This window comes from Ohtaekwangia sp. (assembly GCF_036568665.1).
Lineage (GTDB): Bacteria > Bacteroidota > Bacteroidia > Cytophagales > Cyclobacteriaceae > Ohtaekwangia.
Genome location: NZ_DATCSD010000313.1, coordinates 32,496 through 53,195, shown reverse-complemented (window position 1 = coordinate 53,195; position 20,700 = coordinate 32,496). Strand labels below are relative to the sequence as shown.

Sequence of the window (20,700 nt, the reverse complement as noted above, 5' to 3'; positions counted from 1 at the left end):
AAAAATAAAAATGCTTATGAAATACTGTTTAAGTTTTATGCTGTTGCTGGCTGTTAATCTTTTAGCGGTTGCACAAACTTTTCAACCTGATTTGCATAACCTGAAATTGTGGGATGTAACAGGTCGCAATGTGAGTGCTACTACAGAGAATGGAAAAAAAGTTATTCAATTCAGCGAAGCCGAAAGTGATGGTTATATGTTGTTGAAAGACTATAAATTCTCCAACGGCACCATCGAGTTTGATGTGAAAGGAAGAAATGTGCCGCAGCAGAGTTTTGTTGGTGCAGCATTTCATGCAACGGAAGATAAAAAGTATGAGGTGATTTATTTCCGTCCGTTTAATTTTATGAATCCGGACACGGTGCGCAGGCCAAGATCGGTACAGTATGTATTTATGCCCGATTATCCCTGGGATAAACTCCGCGCAGATTCTCCCGGCAAATATGAGAGCAAAGTTAATCCTGTTCCGAACCCGGACGATTGGTTTCATGTAAAGATCACCGTACAGGGTAAATTGATCAGGGTATATGTGAACAATTCTGCCAAGCCAAGCCTGGAAGTTGAAAGTCTGAACGAGAATAGAACCGGAAGAATTGGCTTCTGGGCAGGAGTGACCTCGAACGGCTCATTCGCCAATTTGAAGATCACACCGGCTATGTAGTATAGGTATATATAGCCGCAACGGTCCGTTTTTTGTCTAGACGGACCGTTGTATTTCTTTTGCCAGACTTATTCCGTTGCGTTAAACCGGTATCGTTCGGCCACAACACCTTCAAATTGATTTTTTCGCAAGGTAAGTGTGCCATCTTCTTCAAAAGTATAGCCTAATGTATAGGTTGGGAAATCCTGTACAGGAGGATCTAATGTGATCTCAATTTCGGTATCGGAAACTATTTTATACGAGCCAATCAATTGAAAAGTGCCGTTCGTTTTTTCGTAGTATTCATCCGCTGTGAATTTGATCTGCTTGCCCCAGTCGGTATTTCTCCAGGTGAGCGGGCCACCCCAGTGGTCATTGGCATATACCTGCTCAATCGTCCAGTTACCGGTAAAACCAGCTGCCTTTCGCGAAGCGGTTAACTCCGTGTCTTTACTCTCGCAGCAACAAAGCGCAAAGAGAAGGATAAGTATATAAAACCTCGTTTTCATAGTGAGCTTTCTATTTAGACACACTTATCCAGGCTTTCGTTGTAATCACACATCGGGTTGATTGTGTGTGTTCACACGGTTCTTCTTCGTTTCCTGTTCATTCAGTTTTTGTATGAGTCTGTCTTGTGCTTCCTTCACCAGGATGTTTTGTTCCTGGCCGATAACCTGCGCAAACTTTATGACCTTACAGGGTTTTTCCTGGCTATCCAATATAGGGTTGTAGCTTCCGCGTATTTGTATATCAGAACCGTCTGCTCTTTTTCGTACAAACTCTCCTGTAAAAAATTCGCCATGAGCCAGGCGTTCCCAAAACTTTCTATACTCAGCCGACTGCTTTTCTTCATCGGTAACAAAAATGCTGTGATGCCTGCCAACGATCTGCTCCTTCGTTTCATATCCCATAGCCGCCACAAACATCTCATTGGCATCGAGTATATTTCCCCGGATATCAAATTCAATGACAGCGTTTGATCTTCGTATACCATTTACCTGCCCCTCATAATCAAGTGTCTTCTGTTTAACAGCGGTTATATCCTGCGCGAACTTGATTACTTTATATGGACGACCATCAATATCTTTGATGGGGGTATAGCTGGCAGAGAGCCAAACTTCCTTGTGATCTTTACCCAATCTTCTGAACTCACCTGACTGCGATATACCTTTCCCCAGATCTTCCCAGAATTTATGATACACATAACTGCCGGCATGTGCAGCATCGGTAAACATGCGATGATGTTTTCCTTTTATTTCGTCAAGGGTATATCCCATCGTATCCAGAAATTTTTGATTGGCAGTAACAATATTACCATCCAGTGTAAATTCGATAGAAGCCATGGTATTATTTACAGCGTTGATCTGTCCTTCAAAGTCGAGCGACTTCAGCTTAATTGCGGTTACATCCTGTGCAAATTTTACGATCTTATAGGGCTTGCCGTTAATATTCAATATAGGAGTATAACTGGCATTGAGCCACACTTCCTTTTTATTTTTACCAATCCTTCTAAACTCTCCTGATTGCGATATGCCGTTGTTAAGCTCCTGCCAGAACTGATTATATTCCAGGCTCTGGGTATATTTCTCATCAGCAAACATGCGGTGGTATTTCCCTTTGATCTCACTTAATGTATAGCCCATGGCAGCGAGGAATTTTTCGTTGGCTGTAACGATCTTCCCATCCAGTGTAAATTCAATGGAAGCCATAGTATTGTTAACAGCTTTTATTTGCCCTTCAAAGTCGAGCGCCTTAATTTTTTGTTCGGTTATATCCTGTGCAAATTTGATGATCTTGTAAGGATCGCCATGCTGATTAAGAATAGGCGTATAGCTGGCACTTAACCATATACTTTTTCCATGTTTACCGATGCGCTGAAATTCTCCGATCTGTGCTATACCGCTTCTCAGATCTTCCCAGAATTTTTTATACTCCCGGCTGTCAGCAAGCGCTATATCTACAAACATGCGGTGATGTTTTCCTTTCACTTCATCCAGCGTATAGCCCATTGTATGCAGAAATTTTTCATTGGCAGAATTGATAACACCATTCAGACTAAATTCTATCGCTGCCATAGTATTATTGATCGCGTTGAGCTGCCCGGTCATCTCCATATCTTTACGACTCATTTCCTCTTGTGTAGCCGTGAGCTCTTCCATGTTCTGGCGTATCTCCTCTTCCTGTGCTTTCAATTCCTCTGCCTGTTGCTGGCTTTGCAACAGCAATGCACGGGTGCGATCATTTACCTGTGCTGTTGAAATAGAAGATGCTATACCTTCTCCCAATTTTTCGAGGAACTCAATCTCGTATGCTTCATACGGATGGAACGAAGCCATTTCTATAGCACCATATATTTTATCATTCAGTTTAAGCGGTATAATAATTACTGCTGTAGGCGGAGCTTCACCCAACCCTGAAGTGATCCGGATATACTGCTGCGGTACTTGTGTGAGATATACCGTTTGGCCTTCCAGCACCGCTTGTCCTACGAGTCCTTCTCCCAATTCAAATTTCTTTTCAGCAAACTTCTTTTTATCGTAGGCATACGTGCTTACCAGTTGCAGGTAAATGTTGTCCTTGTTTTCATCGTTTAGTACAAAGAGGCTGGCCTGGTTGGAGCGGGTATATTTAACAACGAAGCGTGTTACGTTGGAATATAGTATCTCGGCAGTAGTAGAGTCACGCAGCAGCTTGGCAATTTCAGCCATACCTTCGTTTGCCCAATTGCGTTTACGATCCGATTCCGATGACACCTGTAGTTTGTTTTTCATCTCTGCCATCATCTGCGTCAGATGATCGCCTTCTTCAAACTCAACGGTCTGGCTATACGAGCCACTTGCTATAGCTTCGACAAATCGTGTCATAGTTTGCATGCGTACATTTTCATGAGCAAATTTCTCTTCCGACTCCTGCCGGTACTTTTCATTGGCGTTCAGCTTTTTGAAAGTGAGATAACCGATTCCGCCAAATCCGCTAACAAGTGCCAGGAACAATAGCCAGGAAGTTTTTTTTAATGAAGCCATCTGTGTGCTCTGCTCATCGCGCAGTGAGCGTGTATAGATCTTCAAAGCTGTTTCTATCGATAAAGCTGTTGTGGTACCGTGAGTAAGAATCGCTGCGAAGCGCTTATCAAAATCGGATCGTGCTATAGCGCGAAGAGAATCCGGAGTGGAGTTCAGTTGCTTTTTAAATTCGGAATGTGCATCGTTTAATGCCGAAATATCTCTCCACAGCGTTTCTGTTTTTTCATATATACCGGGCAGGTTTTTATCTTTTGAAAATTTCGTCAGGCTGTTCTTTAAGTCCTGGGTTTGCATGGTCAGGTTCCGGAGTATATTTTCCTGAACGCCTTCCGTCAGCGCTACCTGCGAAGATTGAAGCCGCGTGAGTAATATACTACTGGCTTGTATTTCACTTAATTGCTGGCCTATATCATCGCCTCCCACAAGCCAAAGAACGTATAGGGATACCGTTATAATAGCCAATGCTACTGCAGCTATAAAAGATGAGAAACGGATGAGCGTGTTTTGTCTTTTCATAACGAGTCTTTTTGAAAATCAGGTTTGTCCTCAACGTATCCGGACAGATGGCGGCTACAGATGGATGAGCAGGGAAGCAGAGCGATATCATCGTAACATCAACGTTGAAAATTTCCAGTAACTATTTTTAGCTTGTCGCCGGCTTCCTGGGATGTATCTCACGTCAACGTGCCGGCAAATTCTGAAGTCAGCGGGTTCAGCCAAAACTATATATATACCCCGCTGTCGGCAAAAGGATGAGCAGGCAGGAGGTAGGGTGCCGGGCGGCTGAAGAGACTGGTTGATAATGCTAATAATCTCTCCTATACATCCGGCATGTAAATAAATCTACTACTTTAAAATCAATTTCTGCAAGGAACCCGGCATTTTTTAGAAGCGCAGGTAATTGCTGAAGGCAGACACAAATGATATATACCTGGCAGCGATAGTATGCTATTGGTTTCCGTTTCTATAACAAAGAGAAAAGTGCTGTTGTTTACAGGTCTTGGGTATGCTATAAGAAAAATTCGCGTGAGCGTTTGAACAAATGAACTTTGAGCCTTTTAGCAAAGTTAAGAGGAAGGTTACTGCCGAGCTTTGTGTAAACAAAAATCAAAAACGCAATGACAAAAGTTTGGTTTATAACAGGCAGTTCCCGCGGATTGGGAAAAAGCCTGACCGAGGCCGTGTTAGCCAGTGGTGATAACGTGATTGCAACAGCGCGCAAGCCTGAGCAGTTGAGTGACCTGGTGAAGAAATTCGGTGAACAGATTTACCCGGCAGCAATGGATGTTACCGATAAAGCACAGATACATACTGCTGTAGCACAAGGTATAAAACACTTTGGTAAAATTGATGTGTTGGTAAACAATGCAGGCTTTGGTATAACAGGAGCAGCCGAAGCATTTACCGATGAACAAGTGCGCAGTCAGTTAGAAACAAATCTGTATGGACCGATTGAAGTAACTCGCGCGGTGTTGCCCTATATGCGCAAGCAGCGAGCTGGCCGTATACTACAGATCAGTTCTATAGGCGGTCGCATCGGTAATCCTGGTCTTACCATGTATCAGGCTGCTAAATTTGGTTTGAGTGGTTTTAGTGAAGCACTCGCCAGAGAAGTGGCACCTTTGGGTATATATGTAACATCGGTAGAGCCGGGAGGTTTTCGCACCGATTGGGGTGGTGCTTCCATGACCTTTACCGAGCACGTAGAAGGCTATGAATCTACAGTTGATTTTGTAGTGAACTTCCTGCGTAAAGGCGCTTATGTACCAATGGGCGATCCGGATAAAGCTGCGAAAGTAATGGTTGATCTGGCCAGCCACCCGAAGCCTCCTGTACATCTGGTGTTGGGTAGTGAAGCCATCGGTATGTTAAAGCAGGCGAATGAGGCGAGAGGTGCCGAACTGGAGCAGTGGATGAATGTGAGTGTTTCCACCGACCACGACAACGCGGTAAATTTCCTGGAAACCGCAGAAGGAAAAGCATTTGTTCCACAAAAAGGATAAAACACTTTGCTAATCAAACAAACAATAAGCGGTTGCTAACGGTGCTGGCGTGTTTGGCATAAATAACGATTCGCTATTCTGTTGGTATTTATATATTTGATATATGCCTGAAGCAGTAAACAAGGTCAGCAAGTCTGCACCTATAGTATATTCCTGCTATTATACCCGTAACCATGAGGGAGAGCAGTTTGTAAAGGAACATGTTTTCAGTTACCAATTGACGGGTACACTTTTCCTGAACGATGGAGACAAGGTGCATACGTTCAACCCGGGAGATTTTCGTTTTTGCAAGCGAAACTCGCTGGTAAAATTTACCAAACTGCCACCAGCGCAGGGAGAGTTCAAATCAGTATCCATCTACCTGGATCAGGAAGCTCTGCGGGAGATTGGTATGGAGTATGGCTATAAAGCTGATGGACCAGCGGCCGATGACGTAATTGTACCGCTGAAGTCGGATATACTATATGAAAGCTATATGAATTCGCTGCGGCCTTATGAGCAACTGCAACAACCCGGTAATGATAAATTGTTGTCGTTGAAGATGAGAGAAGCAGTGTTGCTTTTGCTGCAGGTAAATCCGGAGATGAAGAATGTGCTGTTTGATTTTACCGATCCGGGCAAGATCGACCTGGAAGCATTTATGAATCGTAATTTTCATTTCAATGTAGAGTTGAAACGATTTGCATATCTCACAGGCAGAAGCCTAGCTACATTCAAGCGCGACTTTGAGAAGATCTTTCACAGTTCTCCCAGCCGGTGGTTGCAACAACGAAGATTACAGGAGGCACATTACCTGATCAAAGAAAAGGGCGCTGCACCTTCGGAAGTATATCTTGAGTTGGGGTTTCAGGATCTGTCGCACTTTTCGTTTGCCTTCAAAAAAATGTATGGCAAGGCACCCTCGAGAATCTGATAGCAACAAGTTTATACCGTATAACCAAAGCCTCGATTTTTTCGGGGCTTTTTATTTTACTTTCCCTGCTGAATTGGATTAAATACCTAAATTCGATCAATCTAAAAACAGTTATGACTATATCCATGAAGCGCCTTACTCGCATAATTTTACTCGGTGTGTTGTGTGTGTTGTTCTCTGATGCATGGGCACAACCTTCTTCAACCTTTCATGTTGTAGGATTTTATACAGCTAAACAGGATCAGGCGCACATCAGCTTTGTGCACGAAGCCAACAAGTGGTTTGCTGCTATGGCAGGCAAGTATAATTTTACCTATGACTCCACTAACAATTGGGATAACCTGAATGAGAAATACCTGTCGCGTTACCAGGTGGTAGTGTTTCTGGATACACGTCCGGATTCTGCGGCACAACGTGTGGCTTTTCAAAAATATATAGAGCATGGTGGCGGATGGATCGGTTTTCACTTTGCCGGTTTTGCGCTTACACCCTCTGCTTATCCGCAGAACTGGGATTGGTACCACAATCAATTTATAGGAGCGGGGCAGTACAAAGGAAATACCTGGCGACCAACGTCTGCTATATTAAAAGTGGAAGATAAAAAACATCCGGTCACACAGCATTTACCGGCAACATTCAAGTCGTCTCCCAGCGAATGGTATAGCTGGGAAAAAGATCTCACGAAAAACCATGACATCAAAATATTGCTCTCGATAGACCCGGCCAGTTTTCCGCTCGGCACCGGACCCAAACAACACGAGATATGGCACAGCGGCTATTACCCGGTAGTGTGGACGAATACGAAATATAGGATGCTATATTTGAACATGGGGCACAACGATATAGATTATGAACACGGCACCAATAAAGAATTATCACTTACGTTTGGTAATGCTATACAGGATCAGATGATTGTAGATGCTTTGTTGTGGTTGGGAAAGAAGAAATAAAGACCCGAAAAGATGAAGGTATTGATTATAGAAGATGAGATGGAGCTGGCGGATAGCATGGCGGAATTTTTGCGTTCTGAAAATTATTTGTGCGAGCAGGCAAATGATTATGAGACGGCTATGGATAAGGTTGTGGCGCACGACTATGATTGTATACTGCTCGATATATCTTTACCCGGTGGGAGCGGTCTTCAGATATTGCAAGAGTTGAAACGAATTGGTAAAACGAACGGTGTTATCATTGTATCGGCAAAAAATTCTATTGATGATAAGGTGGTTGGATTAAATCTCGGTGCAGACGATTACCTGGCAAAGCCTTTTCACATGGCGGAGTTGATAGCGCGTGTGCAGGCGATCATTCGCAGACGGCAGTTCAGTGGCTCCAGCATCGTTGAGTTTAACGAGATCAGGATCGATACGGCAGCCAAGACTATAACGGTGAATAACAAACCGATCGTTGTTACCCGCAAGGAGTTTGATCTGCTTCTGTTTCTGGTTGCCAACAAAGATCGCGTGGTATCGAAGAACGCGATCGCAGAAAATCTTACAGGCGATGATGCCGACTTTATGGATAACTTTGATTTTATCTACACGCACATGAAGAACCTGAAGAAGAAACTTGCCGATGCAGGTTGTGCCGACTATATAAAAACAGTTTACGGACTTGGCTATAAATTTACGGCATGAGGCTGCTGAATTTCAGTTTACGAAACTTCCTGTTATATTCATTTATACTGGTGTTGGTTACGATTCCTATTTCGTTCCTGGCTATCCATACTTTATTGGAGGAGGAGGTAGATGAAACATTGCTTACACATCATGATCAGTTTGTCAATCACATCAAGAGTTTCGAATATCTCGATGATCTTGAATTTGACTTGCAGGTATTTGAACAACTGTCGTATGATGTGGATATCGTGCAGGATTCTTTCCCGCGAAGTGGTATGCAGTATAGCACGGTATTTATTTATGACAGCCTCGATCAGGAAACAAAACCTTATCGCGAGTTGCAATCCAGTATTCTTGTAAAAGGACATCCGTATTTACTCACCACCCGCTTGTCGCTTCTGGATAATGATGACCTGGTGGCGGCTATCGTTACCGTTGTGGCGTTGCTTTTAATGTTGCTTACTATTGGTATGATCCTGATAAACCGTTCACTCTCCAAGCGTATATGGCAACCGTTCTATAAAACACTTACCAAGCTGAAAGCTTATGAACTGGATAAGAATGAATCGTTTGAGTATGAGCAAACGGAGATCATTGAGTTTGATGACTTGAACAATGCCGTGCGGCAATTGACAGACCGTAATAAACAAGTATTCATACAGCAGAAGGAGTTCATTGAAAATGCTTCGCATGAGCTACAAACACCGCTCGCTATATTTCAGGTAAAGCTTGATTCACTGATGCAGAGTAGGCAGTTAACCGAAGAGCAGGCTGAACTGGTAAAAGATTTACTCGAAACCAATCAACGACTATCAAGACTGAACAAGAACCTGCTGTTGTTGTCTAAGATTGAAAATGATCAGTTCCCTGAGCGGGAGATGATAGACTTAAAACCAATCATGCTCAAACAACTCGAGAACTTTGGTCTGCTTACATCAAACATAACCATTCATGCCAAACACGAGATTGACTCTTGCACACTATATGCCAACAGGGTGCTGGTAGAAGTTCTTATTACCAATCTTGTGGGTAACGCATATCATCACACCCATGAGAATGGAGAAGTAATTGTAAAACTTTCTGCCGATCAGTTGTTGGTAGCCAACAGTGGTAAACCCTTAATCATTGCTCCGGAGCGTATCTTTGAGCGCTTCAACAAGCAGAGTAAACCCGGTAAAGGTGTAGGCCTGGGGTTGGCTATTGTGAAAAAGATCTGCGATCATGCCGGCTATACCATTCGCTATAGCTATACCGATGACCGGCATTCATTTATAGTATATTTTGATGATCAGATCAGGTCTTCGCGCTGAAGACGCTCGTGCAGTTTTTGAAAAGCTTTGATGGCATCGAAATCCTCAGGAGAGAAACTGGTGGAAGTTTTACTTTGCCATAACGCATCGATCCTTGATTTGAGAGCAGGGTTCTCCGCCCAGATCGAATCAAGTTGCGCCATATCCTGCTCGCTTACGTCTGCGTTAAGATAACGGCTAATAAGAGACCAATCCTGCTCGTTGAGTCTTTTCATCGAAGCTGTATACTATGAAAAGACGAATTTAGTTTTGGATTACCCTTATTTGAAAAGGTTCTATAGCTTCAATTTTCTGTAAAGAATTTGGGGGAACGTCAGGTAGTTTGCAAGGAACCACGCAGGTGCTTCAGCGCGCGACTCATTTGTGTTTCTACGGTTTTGATGCTGATGTTAAGGGCGCTCGCGATCTCTTTATACTTGAATCCATGTTCGCGGCTCATTTCGAAGATCAATCGGCACTGGCGTGGCAGTCGTGCTACGGATTTCTCTACATGACGATTAAATTCCTGCTGAATAAGTAACTCCTGGCTGTCGGCTATCTCGGTTGCCATTTGCGTGGCTTCCTCCAGGTCGCACCATACAGTCTTCTTGATCTTGCGCAGATGGTCGAAGGCCCTGTTGCGCACTGCTGTGAAGAGATAAGCTTTGGGAGATGATATCTCGATTTGCTGACGATTCTTCCATATAGTATAGAATACATCGCTCACCAACTCTTCGGCTACTTCTTTTACCTGCACGAACTTTACACAGAACATGCAGAGCGGAGTATACATGCCGTTAAATAATTTTTGAAATGCCAGGTAATCATTCTCCCGGAGAACGCGCTCCATCAACAGGTCTATATCAAACTGTTTGGATGAATTTCCCGGGAAATTTAGAGGGAGTGCCGAACCGGAGACTACTTTGGTTAGAGACTTATCCATGTTACGAAATCGATTGATTGTTCTAATTTTCGTCTTTTTTTCAAACTTTCATGCGGTCATACGTATATTTTCGAAAATATTTTTCCGAGACCGTTCCCGGGAACGGGAACGAAAAATTTTTATCTTTAACCCAATCCTGATTTTCCTGCAGGCACTTTATGCAGAAGAAAGTAACAACGATCAAAGACATCGCCCGCATGCTGGGCATTTCCAAGTCAACCGTATCACGCGCACTGGCCGGTCGCTCCGATATACATCCGGAAACCAAAAAGAAGGTTCTTGATCTGGCCGGTCAGTTGCAATACGAACCCAACACACTGGCTATAAATCTCAAGCAGCAAAAAACCAACACGATTGGTGTGATCGTTCCTGAAACCATCAACCGCTTCTTTGCGCGTGCTGTTGGCGGTATACAAAAGCAAGCAGAGATGGCGGGCATGAATGTAATGATTTGCCAATCGAACGAGTCCTATATATCCGAGAAGAAGAACATTCATTCTTTAGTATCCAGCAGAGTGGATGGTATTATTGTTTCTGTTTCAACCGAGACAGATCGTTTTGAACACTTTACTTCACTGACGGAAAAAGGTATACCGCTGGTATTTTTCGATCGCGTGTTTGAAGATGTAGAAGCTTCGCAGGTAGTAACGAATAATTATGAAGTGGCGATGGAAGGAACAGAGCACCTCATTGAACAAGGCTGTCAGCGCATAGCATTTGTAGCCGGGCCTGAACATTTACAGAATAGTCGCGGCCGGTTGAACGGATATCTGGATGCCTTACGCAAGCATAACCTGCAGATAAAAGATTCCAACATTGTGCATGCTTATTATCGCAGCGATAAAGTAGAAGAGTATACACGTTACCTGCTTAATTTACCGCAGCGTCCGGATGCTATATTTGCCATTAACGATTATGCTGCCATTGAGATGATGCACATGATGAAGAAGAATGGCTTGCGCATTCCAAACGATGTAGCGGTGCTGGGCTTTAACAACGAAAACCTGTGTCGTTTTGTAGAGCCTTCGCTTAGCAGCATCGATCATCCGGCTCACGATATCGGAGCAAGTGCTGCCGAGATATTGATCAACCACATCCGCCACCAGGATATGAAACCGGAAAAACGGATTGTGAAAAGCAAACTCGTTATCCGCGAGTCCACGCAAGTAAAATAATTGTATCTTGAATGATTTAACATCCCATGCCATGAATGGAGTAAGTGTTGCTGCACAGTTAAACAACCCGAAAACTGTACGTGCCTGGTATATGTACGACTGGGCCAACTCGGTATACTCGCTGGTTATTACTACGGCTATCTTCCCGATATACTATAAAGCAGTAGCTGTAACGAATGGGAGTGACCAGGTGCAGTTCCTGGGGTTCACCATTCAAAACTCCGTGCTATACTCGTATGCTTTGTCGTTTTCGTTTCTGGTAGTAGCGGCTATACTTCCATTACTCTCGGGTGCGGCTGACTATACCGGCAAGAAGAAAACTTTTATGAAGGTTTTTGTATACCTCGGAAGTTTATCGTGCATAGGGCTATATTTCTTTGATAGTATAGATATGTTGGAGTGGGGTATAGCTTGTTCTATACTGGCCAGTATAGGTTATTCCGGCAGCCTTGTATTTTACGATGCGTTTCTTCCCGAGATTGTCAGTAAAGATCGTTTTGATGCAACCAGTGCGCGTGGTTACTCCATGGGATATTACGGCAGTGTTATACTCATGGTGATCTGCACAGTAATGATCCTGAACTTTGAACCTTTTGGTTTTGCCAATGACGGTGAGGCTACACGCTTTTCGTTTCTGCTGGTGGGTGTGTGGTGGATTGGTTTTTCCATGATACCTTTTGCTATACTTCCGGAGAATCCGTACGGAAGAAAACCTACCGGCAACATCTGGACAAAAGGATATGAAGAACTGCGTATGGTATGGCGAAACCTGAAGAGCCAGCAGGACCTGAAGCGATACCTGGCTGCATTTTTCTTTTACAACATGGGCGTGCAAACGGTTATGTATCTCGCTACGTTGTTCGGCACCGATGTGCTGCACCTGGAAACCGGAAGTCTGATTGCTACCGTAGTAATTATCCAACTGGTGGGTTCAATCGGTGCGTGGCTGTTCGCCAGGGTGTCGCAGTCACAGGGAAACCGCTTTGCGATCAGCACCATGATCATCATCTGGATCGGTATATGTATAGGGGCTTACCTCACGGTAAATGCTTACCAGTTTTATGCGCTGGCGTTTGTTGTGGGTATGGTCATGGGAGGTATACAATCGCTCTCGCGGGCAACATATTCGAAACTTATACCACGCGATACGAACGATCATGCTTCTTACTTCAGCTTCTACGATGTTACCTATAACCTCTCGATTGTGTTTGGAACATTTTCGTATGGCTTTATCGACCATATAACCGGAAGCATGCGCTATAGCGCACTGGCCCTCGGACTATACTTTGTTATCGGGATGATAATTTTATATACCGTGAATTCCGCAGAGATCCGGAAGCAACGTATATAAACGCTTTACTTCCGGTGGCAGGTATATATATTCGTGAATAGTACCGGATCAGTACTGAAGGTGCTTCACGGTAACACCATTGTTGATAAGCTGACGGAGTGAATCGATTCCGATCTTGAGGTGAAGCTCTACAAATTTTCGGGTAACGGATTGATCGCTCACTTCTGTTTTTACTCCTTCCGGAACCATTGGTTGATCAGACACTAACAGTAATGCTCCAGCAGGAATCTTGTTATAGAACGCGGTGCTGAAAATTGTGGCAGTCTCCATATCGATAGCTTGTGCTCTTATCTTCCGCAGATATTCTTTAAACTCTTCATCCCACTCCCATACTCTTCGGTTAGTAGTATATACGGTGCCCGTCCAGTAATCCTGCTTGTAATCGCGGATGGTAGTGGATATAGCTTTCTGCAAAGCGAACGAAGGCAGTGCCGGCACTTCTGCAGGAAAGTAATCGTTGGATGTACCTTCACCCCGTATAGCAGCGATTGGAAGGATAAGATCACCAATGTCATTTTTCTTTTTTAGTCCGCCACATTTACCCAGGAAGAGCGCAGCCTTGGGTTGTATAGCGCTGAGGCAATCCATTACCGTGGCAGCATTCGGACTACCCATACCAAAGTTGATGATGGTAATGCCTTCGGCCGTTGCACTGAGCATGGCGCGGTCCTGGCCAATCACTTCCGTGTTGTGCCACTCGGCAAACATCTTTACATAGTTATCAAAGTTGGTCAGCAGGATATACTCTCCAAACTGATTGAGCGCCTGACCGGTGTAACGGGGAAGCCAGTTTTCTACTATTTCTTGTTTTGTTTTCATATTTCTAAAAGTACCAAATCATTCGCGATTGATGACGCTATATAGTTTGAATTTTGGATGATCCTTTCTTCTAGGACTATATTCGGCAACACGCGCTTTTTGTAACAAACGTTTCTGATCAAAATGTAGTTTCTTTGCTGTTATGATTCAACTCAATCTTCCATCATTTGAATACCAGGTAACAAAGGCCGATGGCAAGTGGTGGATCTTTGATATACTTCGCAAGAAACGCCTGGTGTTAACTCCGGAAGAGTGGGTGCGCCAGCATTTTATACATTACCTGATACAGGAGTTAAAGTATCCGAAGGCGCTGATCAAAGTAGAAGGCGGGCTCTCGTATAATCAGCTCGCCAAACGATCTGACATTGTTGTATTTAATCGTGAAGGTAAACCGTGGATGGTAATCGAATGTAAATCCCCCGATGTTGCCATCAGCGAACATACGCTGCACCAGGCTGCTACCTATAACGCTACACTAAAGGCAAACTTTCTGGTGGTGACCAACGGCCTGCATCATTTTTACTTTCGCACCGACTGGTCGGCCAACACAACGCAGGCGCTGGACGCCATGCCGGTATACGAATAAGAAAGGCCATCCTTGCGGACGGCCTTTCTGTTAATCTCTTCAGTATATCTTACGGATTATCTGCGAGTACAACTTTTTTGCGAACCAATTCTCCGTTAGAAGCTTTTATCTGCAGTATATAGATACCCGCTGCATAGTTGGTGGTGTTGATCGCTTTCTGTTTTTCTCCGGCAGCAAAAGCATTCGAGTATACTTCACGACCAAAGCCATCCAGCAGATTTACCGGCATGCTATACCTGGCTGCTTCCGGTAATTGAATGTTGATGGTGCCACGTGCCGGGTTCGGATAAACACTGATCTGCGAAGCAAGTCCGTGTTCTATACCGGTTACCAGTTCGGGCTCCACGGTTGCATCAACGATTTTCGACTGGTATACATTTTTATTACCACCTACTATACTTTGCACATATACAACAACCGCACCGTTGCCACTGGCAAGCAGGTTCCGATCGCTCCACACAACTTCCGGCAGTGCAAAGCTTTCGCCAGGATTGAGGTCTTGCGTAAGTTTTATACCCGCTGCTGTTGGCAGTAATTCTTTGGCTACGAAATTGAATTGCGTATCACCGTTGCTGCCAAGATAAGCGGCATCCGTTATAGTCTTCTCTACAATAGCGGTAAATGCATTAATACCTGCAGCAGCGACTACATCGTTCGATGAATTGGTGAGCGTTGTATGGATACGCACTACATCTCCGTCTTTCACCAGGTTGATCGCGATGCGCAACGGTGAAGGAGTAAGTACACGGTCGTTATAGAGCTGAGTAAGGTCAGCCAGTGTATTTACAATCGTACCATCGAGCGCGAATGCCGGTGCAGCTGTAATTCCATAGAAGGCGGTTCTCGAATTGTTGATCTCTACGTTAGCACGATTCAACGGATCTTCACCCGGGAAGGCGGTATGAAATTCAACTTTGGCAATCTCCGGTGAGTTTACTGAGAAGGCACTGAATATATCGTTGTGTGCTTTGGTATTGGCACCGGCCGATGAGTTCGTAAAGCTTTCCAGCAAAACTGTTCTGGTACGTTCGCCTATAAATACATTATCGAAAGCAAAGCCATCTCTTCTCGGCAGATTGCTGGCAAAGGCAATGCGGAACACCACGTTCGATTTACCGATCAGGTTATCGAGCTTGAAGGTAGCACGCTTCCATTTACCATATATACCGGTCCAGCCCACATCGTTGGCAGACTGATTACCCGGGCTGCTGGATATACCACTCTCGTCATACCAGTTAGTACCCTGGCCAATCTGCCCTATAACAGTCCAGTTATTATCGTTCTCTATATTTCCGTTTTCATTATACTGTAGCACAGCACCATCATTACCCGATGGCGTATCCGACCAGATGTCGAATGAGATGATCGGTTTCTCCGATTGTGTAAAATCAAAACACTGGCTCAACACCCACGATTGCTCTCCGGTGTTACTCACACCAGTCAGGTTGGTATCCCAAACTTTACCCGGGCTTTGAATCGTTTCTGCAGGATGTCCCCACGCCCATGATGAGTTGGTACCACCGGCAATCCAGCCATCGGTGCCTGCTTCAAAGCCTTGAGTATACGAGTTGTCTTCCGTAATAGCAGGGTAAGAAGGAACTATATATACCGGCTTCTGTACTGTATCCTTACAATTAGCCGTAGTTGTTACGATCAACTGCACAGAGTCTGTACCAATAGATGAGTAACTTACCGTTGGCGTTTTACCACCCGTAGCGGAACCAATAGTCAGTGCGTTGTTCTTGGCAAAGTTCCATGCGTATGACTGGATGTTGGCATCCGGTATATTGGAAGTAGCCGCGAGGAAGTTTGTGTTCGATCCGCTGGCAGCATCGTAACATACATTCGCCCATGCAAAATTAGAGTTCGGGTTCGGATTAACCGTTACCGAGATCTGCGGAGGAGTTACTACGCAACCATCGGAAGTAGTCATGGTATATTGCATCAGGAAGTTACCAAGCCCGCTAAAGATGTGATTCGGACTGAAATACGTTCCGGTAGTTCTTCCTGTATTTGTACCGGCAGGCACAGCACCATTTCCGGCTACCAGCGAAGCACCATCACCAAATACCCAGGCTGTGCTGGCGATCGTAGTAGGCGAACCGTTGGGAACAATAGCCGAGTTATTGGTGATGCTTACCGGGAATCCGTTACAAGCCGTTCCTACCGTAACGGAAGGATTTATAGTAGGCAGCAATGTTATAGGCAGGTCTTTCGAGTTAGAGCAGCTTGTTGATGGATTCATATATACCAGGTGCAGCGTATAGCCTCCGGGTGGTAACAGCGCAGGGTTAAGTTGCACCGTTCCCGCGGGTGGATTCGGAACCAACGCAGAGCCTATACCTCCGGTGCCAGACCATGTTCCGTTCGGTGCCGGTAAACCCTGATCGCGTGCTTCAAATATCACGGCACCTCCGGTGATACAGATCTTGTTTACATCGGTGATCGATGCCAGTATATCCAGCGATGGCAGTGGCTTCACCGTGATGGTAATTTTAGTAGGCGCACCCTCACAACTGTTTACTGTTTGTGTAGCGAAGAATGAATAGGTATTGGCTACCGTATTATCTATACCCAGGCTGGCAGCGGTAGGGTTACTGGTTTGTATTATAAAAGCACCGTTGTTGGCATTATACCAGCGCACGTTGGTACCGGTAACTACGAGATCACTGTTCGGTATATTTTGATTAACACAATACTCTCGGCTGAAGTCAGAGACCGGTGCCGCAGGGCTCGCATTAACCACTACAGTAAGTTGCAATGGCGCTTGTGTACTTTCACATCCGTTGATGCTGCGCGTTACATAAAAATTAGAGGTACCGGCAATCAGGTTGCTTACAGGAGGCGTAAATACATCTCCGCTTCCTACAATATTGGTAGGAGGATTGTTGGAATACCAGGTATAGGATGTACCCGCATTAGTGGTGGCAGTAAAGTTAGGCAATGCTGTACCCTGACATATTTGTACCGATGTTCCCGGACTGATATTTCCGGTAGGAACAATAGAAGGACGAGCACTTACGGTGATAATCTGTGCTGCCGATGTATTGCTACAGGCCGTAGCAGGGTCTGTATAGGTATAGGTAACATTGAAACTTACCGGTGAGCCGGGAGTTATACCTGAAACAGTTGCCGGGTTGAACGTCCACACGATGGGGTTACCACCGGAAGTAATAGAAGTTTGCTGCCCGCCGGAGGCAGTGAAGAAGTCGTTCGCAGTAGTATTCGAGTTGGCAGGTGAGCCGGTAAATATAGCGGGCGACTCATCTGCACAGAAAAATGTTTTCGATATCGGGAAAGTTACCGTAGGTGCGCGTTTGATCTGAACGAACTGCCACTCTACTGATGTGAGTGTTGTGAGCACAGAATGTCTTACCACAAATCCGATCCATATACCATAGTTTCCATAGACAGCTTCTGTATTGGCATATACACTTTGATAAGCAGCCAGTTTAGGATCGAAGATATTGTTTGCAGGAGTCGTTATATCTACCTGGCCAACGCTATAGTCGTAGTATACAAAATGATCGAAAACATATCCCGGGTAGCGCGAAGAAATATAGGTTGGGCTTACGGAAAGTGTTGGCGATGCATTATCGTTATCGCAATACTGCAATTGCAGGTTGGTAATGTTCGTGACATACACTTCAAAAGTTTTGGTATAGGTAAAGGAACATTTCTGACCGGAAGGATCGGTATAGGTATAGGTAATATTATAGTTACCGGCTGAAAGTAAAGATGGATTGAAGTAGTAGTCAGAACCACTTTGTGTAACACCACCCGTTCCTGAGAACGTACCTCCCGAAGGTGAACCATCCAATCTTACCGGGTTTGAATTTTTATTAAAGCGTGTTTCGTTCGGGTTCACCAGTGCATCGCCCGATACAGTAAATCCTAAACTTGCCGGAGCAGTACCTAACGAGGCTGTTACGGTTCCGTGAACAGTTCCTATAGGATCACCGGATACCTGGGCATCACCACCGATGCGTGTGATGGATGAACCACCGGATGGTGCTGTACTACCCGGATAACGAACTTTCAAACCGGCAATAGTAAGTGTATTGATATTTGATGTACCACTAACATTATAGCTGAACTGTACGATGTTTGATCCCTGGTAGCTCAAGGCAGAGAGTGCAGTAATGTCCGATCCTGAACCGGAAACAGTTGGTGCTGTTGTTACTGTCGGGTCAAATTCAAATCCGGTAGGAAGTGCGAGCGAGAATGTAACGGTTCCGCTACCGGAAAAATCGCTGGGGTCTGTTTCTTTAATAACAATATTGCCCAAGGGCTGGTAAGTACCTCCGTAGCAAAGACTCAACGGTGCAGGTTTAGTGATAGTAACACCGGCACTGGTTATGACCACCGTTCCGGAAGCATCCAGCAAGTTCCCGTCCGATGCTTTAAGAGTATACGTATTCGCTTTATCAATCTGAAGTTGCGTCCAGGTAAATGTTCCGGCAGATAGGGTAGGCGTTAGCGACTGAGCGCCCGCTGTTAATGTTCCGGATGCCGGTGTACTTGTTAGTTGTACGGATTCGGCATAATCCAAATCAACATTATTTCTGGAGTCTACCGCTCTTACGGTAAGACTAAAGTTTGTAGCAGTTGGAGTATTCGGAGGATTGGCCAGGAATGCAAGTGTTGTAGCATCTACATCGATCAGGTTTGTAGCAGGTACTACGGTTGAAGTAGTTGCGCCTCCGGCATTGGCAGCTCCAAACCCGGAGCCTACACCAGCACTATTACCGGCTACAGCATTGGTAACTGTTACATGCACCGGTTGATTATCCGTTACGTTTTGCTGAAATGTAGCGCGTATAGTAAAGTTGTTGGTACCTCCGTCCGTTGCAGACAGATCGTATCCCGATAAGTTGAATGTTACCGTTGAGCCTGAAACAGTTTGTTCTGTACTGCCGATAAGAGTGCCTCCATCGAAGATACCAATTTGTCGTACAAAAGAATTGTTGGTCAGTTGTATCGTGAGTGATGTTAATCTGGTGCCTACGTTATCCACATCTGTTCCGCTTCCGCCATCACGAATCTGAAGAGTAGCAAGACTTATACTGTTACTTCCGTTGCTGGTTAAAGAAGTGCCTTGCTTGGTGCGATAGTCGATCGCATCAGTAGTACCTCCATTGAGAATTATATCCGAAGAAGCAGAGAAGGTTATATCATTATCGACAGTAAAACCACTTCCTACTTTATAGTTGTAGGTTTCCGGATCAGTAGTATTCCAGTTGAATGGAACAACCGCGTAGTAGTAGTTTGTGCCGGCGCTTAAACCTGTATCATTATACGAAGTGGTAGCACCATTTGTAATAGTGGTTACCAATGTGCTGGTGCCTAATGCAAGCGAGCCGGGAGCGACACCATCCTGCACACTGGTAGTTGCCGGTGCAGAACCTGTTCTGCGTAAGATAACATACCCGTTGGTATTGCCTATCGTATTGAAAGCTGTAAACGTAAGGTTGATCTGACTGCTGCTGACTGCTGTTGCTGTAACTGTACCCGGTTGAGCATCCGGCACAGTAGAGAATGTAAAGAACGATGCTTCCGGAGAAAGACCGGTGCCCGCTACGTTGGTAGCATAAGCAGCATAGTATATTTTAACTCCCGAAGGAAGTGCATTACGTGTATGCGTAAAAGTACCCACTCCGGTGCCTCCTTCAGCAGTTGCATTGTCAGTAGCGGTTACACCGGCACTGGTTTTCCATACTGTCCCGCGTGCTGTGAGTGCATTGCCATTGTTTGAAGTAACATTGCCTCCCAGTATAGCAGAGACTTCGGCAATGCTTGTAACGGTCGGGCTGGTAACAGTAGGCACTTTGGTAGAAGCCGTAATCGTTGGAGCTCCTGCTGAATTTTTGAAATTAGGATCCGTTGCGCCCCCGGTTTTATAGGGATATATTACAAATTCATAATCCTTATTGGTAGCGAGCCCGGTAAATGTATAGGTAAGCGTAGCCGCCGTTACATTTTGCGCACCGAGGTTATCGCTCAGGTCGCTGTCATCAGCTACAGAAGTGTTATCAGAGGGTGTAGTAAATGTACCACCGGGTACTACTCTGGCCAGTATAAGATAATTACTGGGCAGGTTGATACCGGTAGAGCCTACCCAGGTAAGTTTGATGGATGTGCCATCTTGTGTTGCAGCGGCAAAGCTTGTCGGGTATGACGAGGGTTCCTGTGCAAAAGCGGAAAATCCGACAGCAAGAAGCGTAAAGAGAAATACAAATCTACGGGTAAAATTATTCATAACTTGAATAATAAGGGTGTTGATTAAAACTATAGCAGTTTAGGAGTAAAGGGTATATATAACTATATATCTATAAAAAG

At 44.8% G+C, this 20,700-nt stretch carries 15 protein-coding genes; 9 read left to right on the top strand and 6 right to left on the bottom strand.

All coding sequences use genetic code 11. From position 1 onward, the window contains the following. The first annotated feature begins 16 nt into the window (after nucleotides 1–16). Nucleotides 17–661, top strand: a complete 645-nt coding sequence (locus tag VIN08_RS17280; RefSeq protein WP_331967555.1) for a family 16 glycoside hydrolase — start codon at nucleotides 17–19, stop codon at nucleotides 659–661. A gap of 68 nt (nucleotides 662–729) precedes the next feature. On the opposite strand, the gene VIN08_RS17275 is transcribed toward VIN08_RS17280, so the two are convergent. Next, entirely contained in the window at nucleotides 730–1,149 is a 420-nt protein-coding gene (locus VIN08_RS17275; RefSeq protein WP_331967553.1) for a hypothetical protein, read from the bottom strand. A gap of 45 nt (nucleotides 1,150–1,194) precedes the next feature. Continuing rightward, nucleotides 1,195–4,179, bottom strand: a complete 2,985-nt coding sequence (locus VIN08_RS17270) for a PAS domain S-box protein (protein WP_331967551.1) — start codon at nucleotides 4,177–4,179, stop codon at nucleotides 1,195–1,197. Between the two features lie 602 nt (nucleotides 4,180–4,781). Between VIN08_RS17270 and VIN08_RS17265 the strand changes: the two genes are divergently transcribed. The 5 genes from VIN08_RS17265 to VIN08_RS17245 all read left to right on the top strand — a co-directional run bounded on the left by VIN08_RS17265 (nucleotide 4,782) and on the right by VIN08_RS17245 (nucleotide 9,508). Beyond that, complete coding sequence (locus VIN08_RS17265) at nucleotides 4,782–5,666, top strand: oxidoreductase (protein WP_331967549.1); 885 nt, start codon at nucleotides 4,782–4,784, stop codon at nucleotides 5,664–5,666. A 103-nt stretch (nucleotides 5,667–5,769) separates the two neighbouring features. Further along, nucleotides 5,770–6,579 carry an AraC family transcriptional regulator gene (locus tag VIN08_RS17260; protein WP_331967547.1) on the top strand — a complete coding sequence of 270 codons (810 nt, stop codon included), beginning with the start codon at nucleotides 5,770–5,772 and terminating at the stop codon, nucleotides 6,577–6,579. A 113-nt stretch (nucleotides 6,580–6,692) separates the two neighbouring features. Next, nucleotides 6,693–7,529 (top strand): ThuA domain-containing protein, encoded by an 837-nt coding sequence (locus VIN08_RS17255; RefSeq protein WP_331967545.1) that lies wholly within the window; start codon nucleotides 6,693–6,695, stop codon nucleotides 7,527–7,529. A gap of 12 nt (nucleotides 7,530–7,541) precedes the next feature. Then, nucleotides 7,542–8,216, top strand: a complete 675-nt coding sequence (locus VIN08_RS17250) for a response regulator transcription factor (RefSeq protein WP_331967543.1) — start codon at nucleotides 7,542–7,544, stop codon at nucleotides 8,214–8,216. After that, nucleotides 8,213–9,508 carry a HAMP domain-containing sensor histidine kinase gene (locus VIN08_RS17245; protein ID WP_331967541.1) on the top strand — a complete coding sequence of 432 codons (1,296 nt, stop codon included), beginning with the start codon at nucleotides 8,213–8,215 and terminating at the stop codon, nucleotides 9,506–9,508. Before VIN08_RS17250 ends, VIN08_RS17245 begins: the two co-directional genes overlap by 4 nt. On the opposite strand, the gene VIN08_RS17240 is transcribed toward VIN08_RS17245, so the two are convergent. Further along, nucleotides 9,487–9,723, bottom strand: a complete 237-nt coding sequence (locus tag VIN08_RS17240; protein WP_331967539.1) for a hypothetical protein — start codon at nucleotides 9,721–9,723, stop codon at nucleotides 9,487–9,489. The two genes, VIN08_RS17245 and VIN08_RS17240, sit on opposite strands and share 22 nt — an antisense overlap. Nucleotides 9,724–9,821: 98 nt before the next feature. Continuing rightward, complete coding sequence (locus tag VIN08_RS17235; protein WP_331967537.1) at nucleotides 9,822–10,430, bottom strand: RNA polymerase sigma-70 factor; 609 nt, start codon at nucleotides 10,428–10,430, stop codon at nucleotides 9,822–9,824. Between the two features lie 158 nt (nucleotides 10,431–10,588). Between VIN08_RS17235 and VIN08_RS17230 the strand changes: the two genes are divergently transcribed. Both VIN08_RS17230 and VIN08_RS17225 read left to right on the top strand, forming a co-directional pair. After that, on the top strand, nucleotides 10,589–11,605 hold the full coding sequence (locus VIN08_RS17230) for a LacI family DNA-binding transcriptional regulator (protein WP_331967535.1): 1,017 nt from the start codon (nucleotides 10,589–10,591) through the stop codon (nucleotides 11,603–11,605). Between the two features lie 7 nt (nucleotides 11,606–11,612). Continuing rightward, a complete protein-coding gene (locus tag VIN08_RS17225) occupies nucleotides 11,613–12,956 on the top strand; it encodes an MFS transporter (protein WP_331967533.1) in 1,344 nt (447 codons plus the stop codon). Nucleotides 12,957–13,004: 48 nt separating this feature from the next. Here the strand turns inward: VIN08_RS17225 and VIN08_RS17220 are convergent, their stop codons facing one another. Then, nucleotides 13,005–13,775 (bottom strand): AMP nucleosidase, encoded by a 771-nt coding sequence (locus VIN08_RS17220; RefSeq protein WP_331967531.1) that lies wholly within the window; start codon nucleotides 13,773–13,775, stop codon nucleotides 13,005–13,007. Nucleotides 13,776–13,917: 142 nt separating this feature from the next. On the opposite strand from VIN08_RS17220, the gene VIN08_RS17215 reads away from it, so the two are divergent. Continuing rightward, nucleotides 13,918–14,361 carry a type I restriction enzyme HsdR N-terminal domain-containing protein gene (locus VIN08_RS17215; RefSeq protein WP_331967529.1) on the top strand — a complete coding sequence of 148 codons (444 nt, stop codon included), beginning with the start codon at nucleotides 13,918–13,920 and terminating at the stop codon, nucleotides 14,359–14,361. Nucleotides 14,362–14,410: 49 nt separating this feature from the next. Here the strand turns inward: VIN08_RS17215 and VIN08_RS17210 are convergent, their stop codons facing one another. Then, nucleotides 14,411–20,620 (bottom strand): T9SS type A sorting domain-containing protein, encoded by a 6,210-nt coding sequence (locus VIN08_RS17210; protein WP_331967527.1) that lies wholly within the window; start codon nucleotides 20,618–20,620, stop codon nucleotides 14,411–14,413. Nucleotides 20,621–20,700 lie beyond the last annotated feature (80 nt).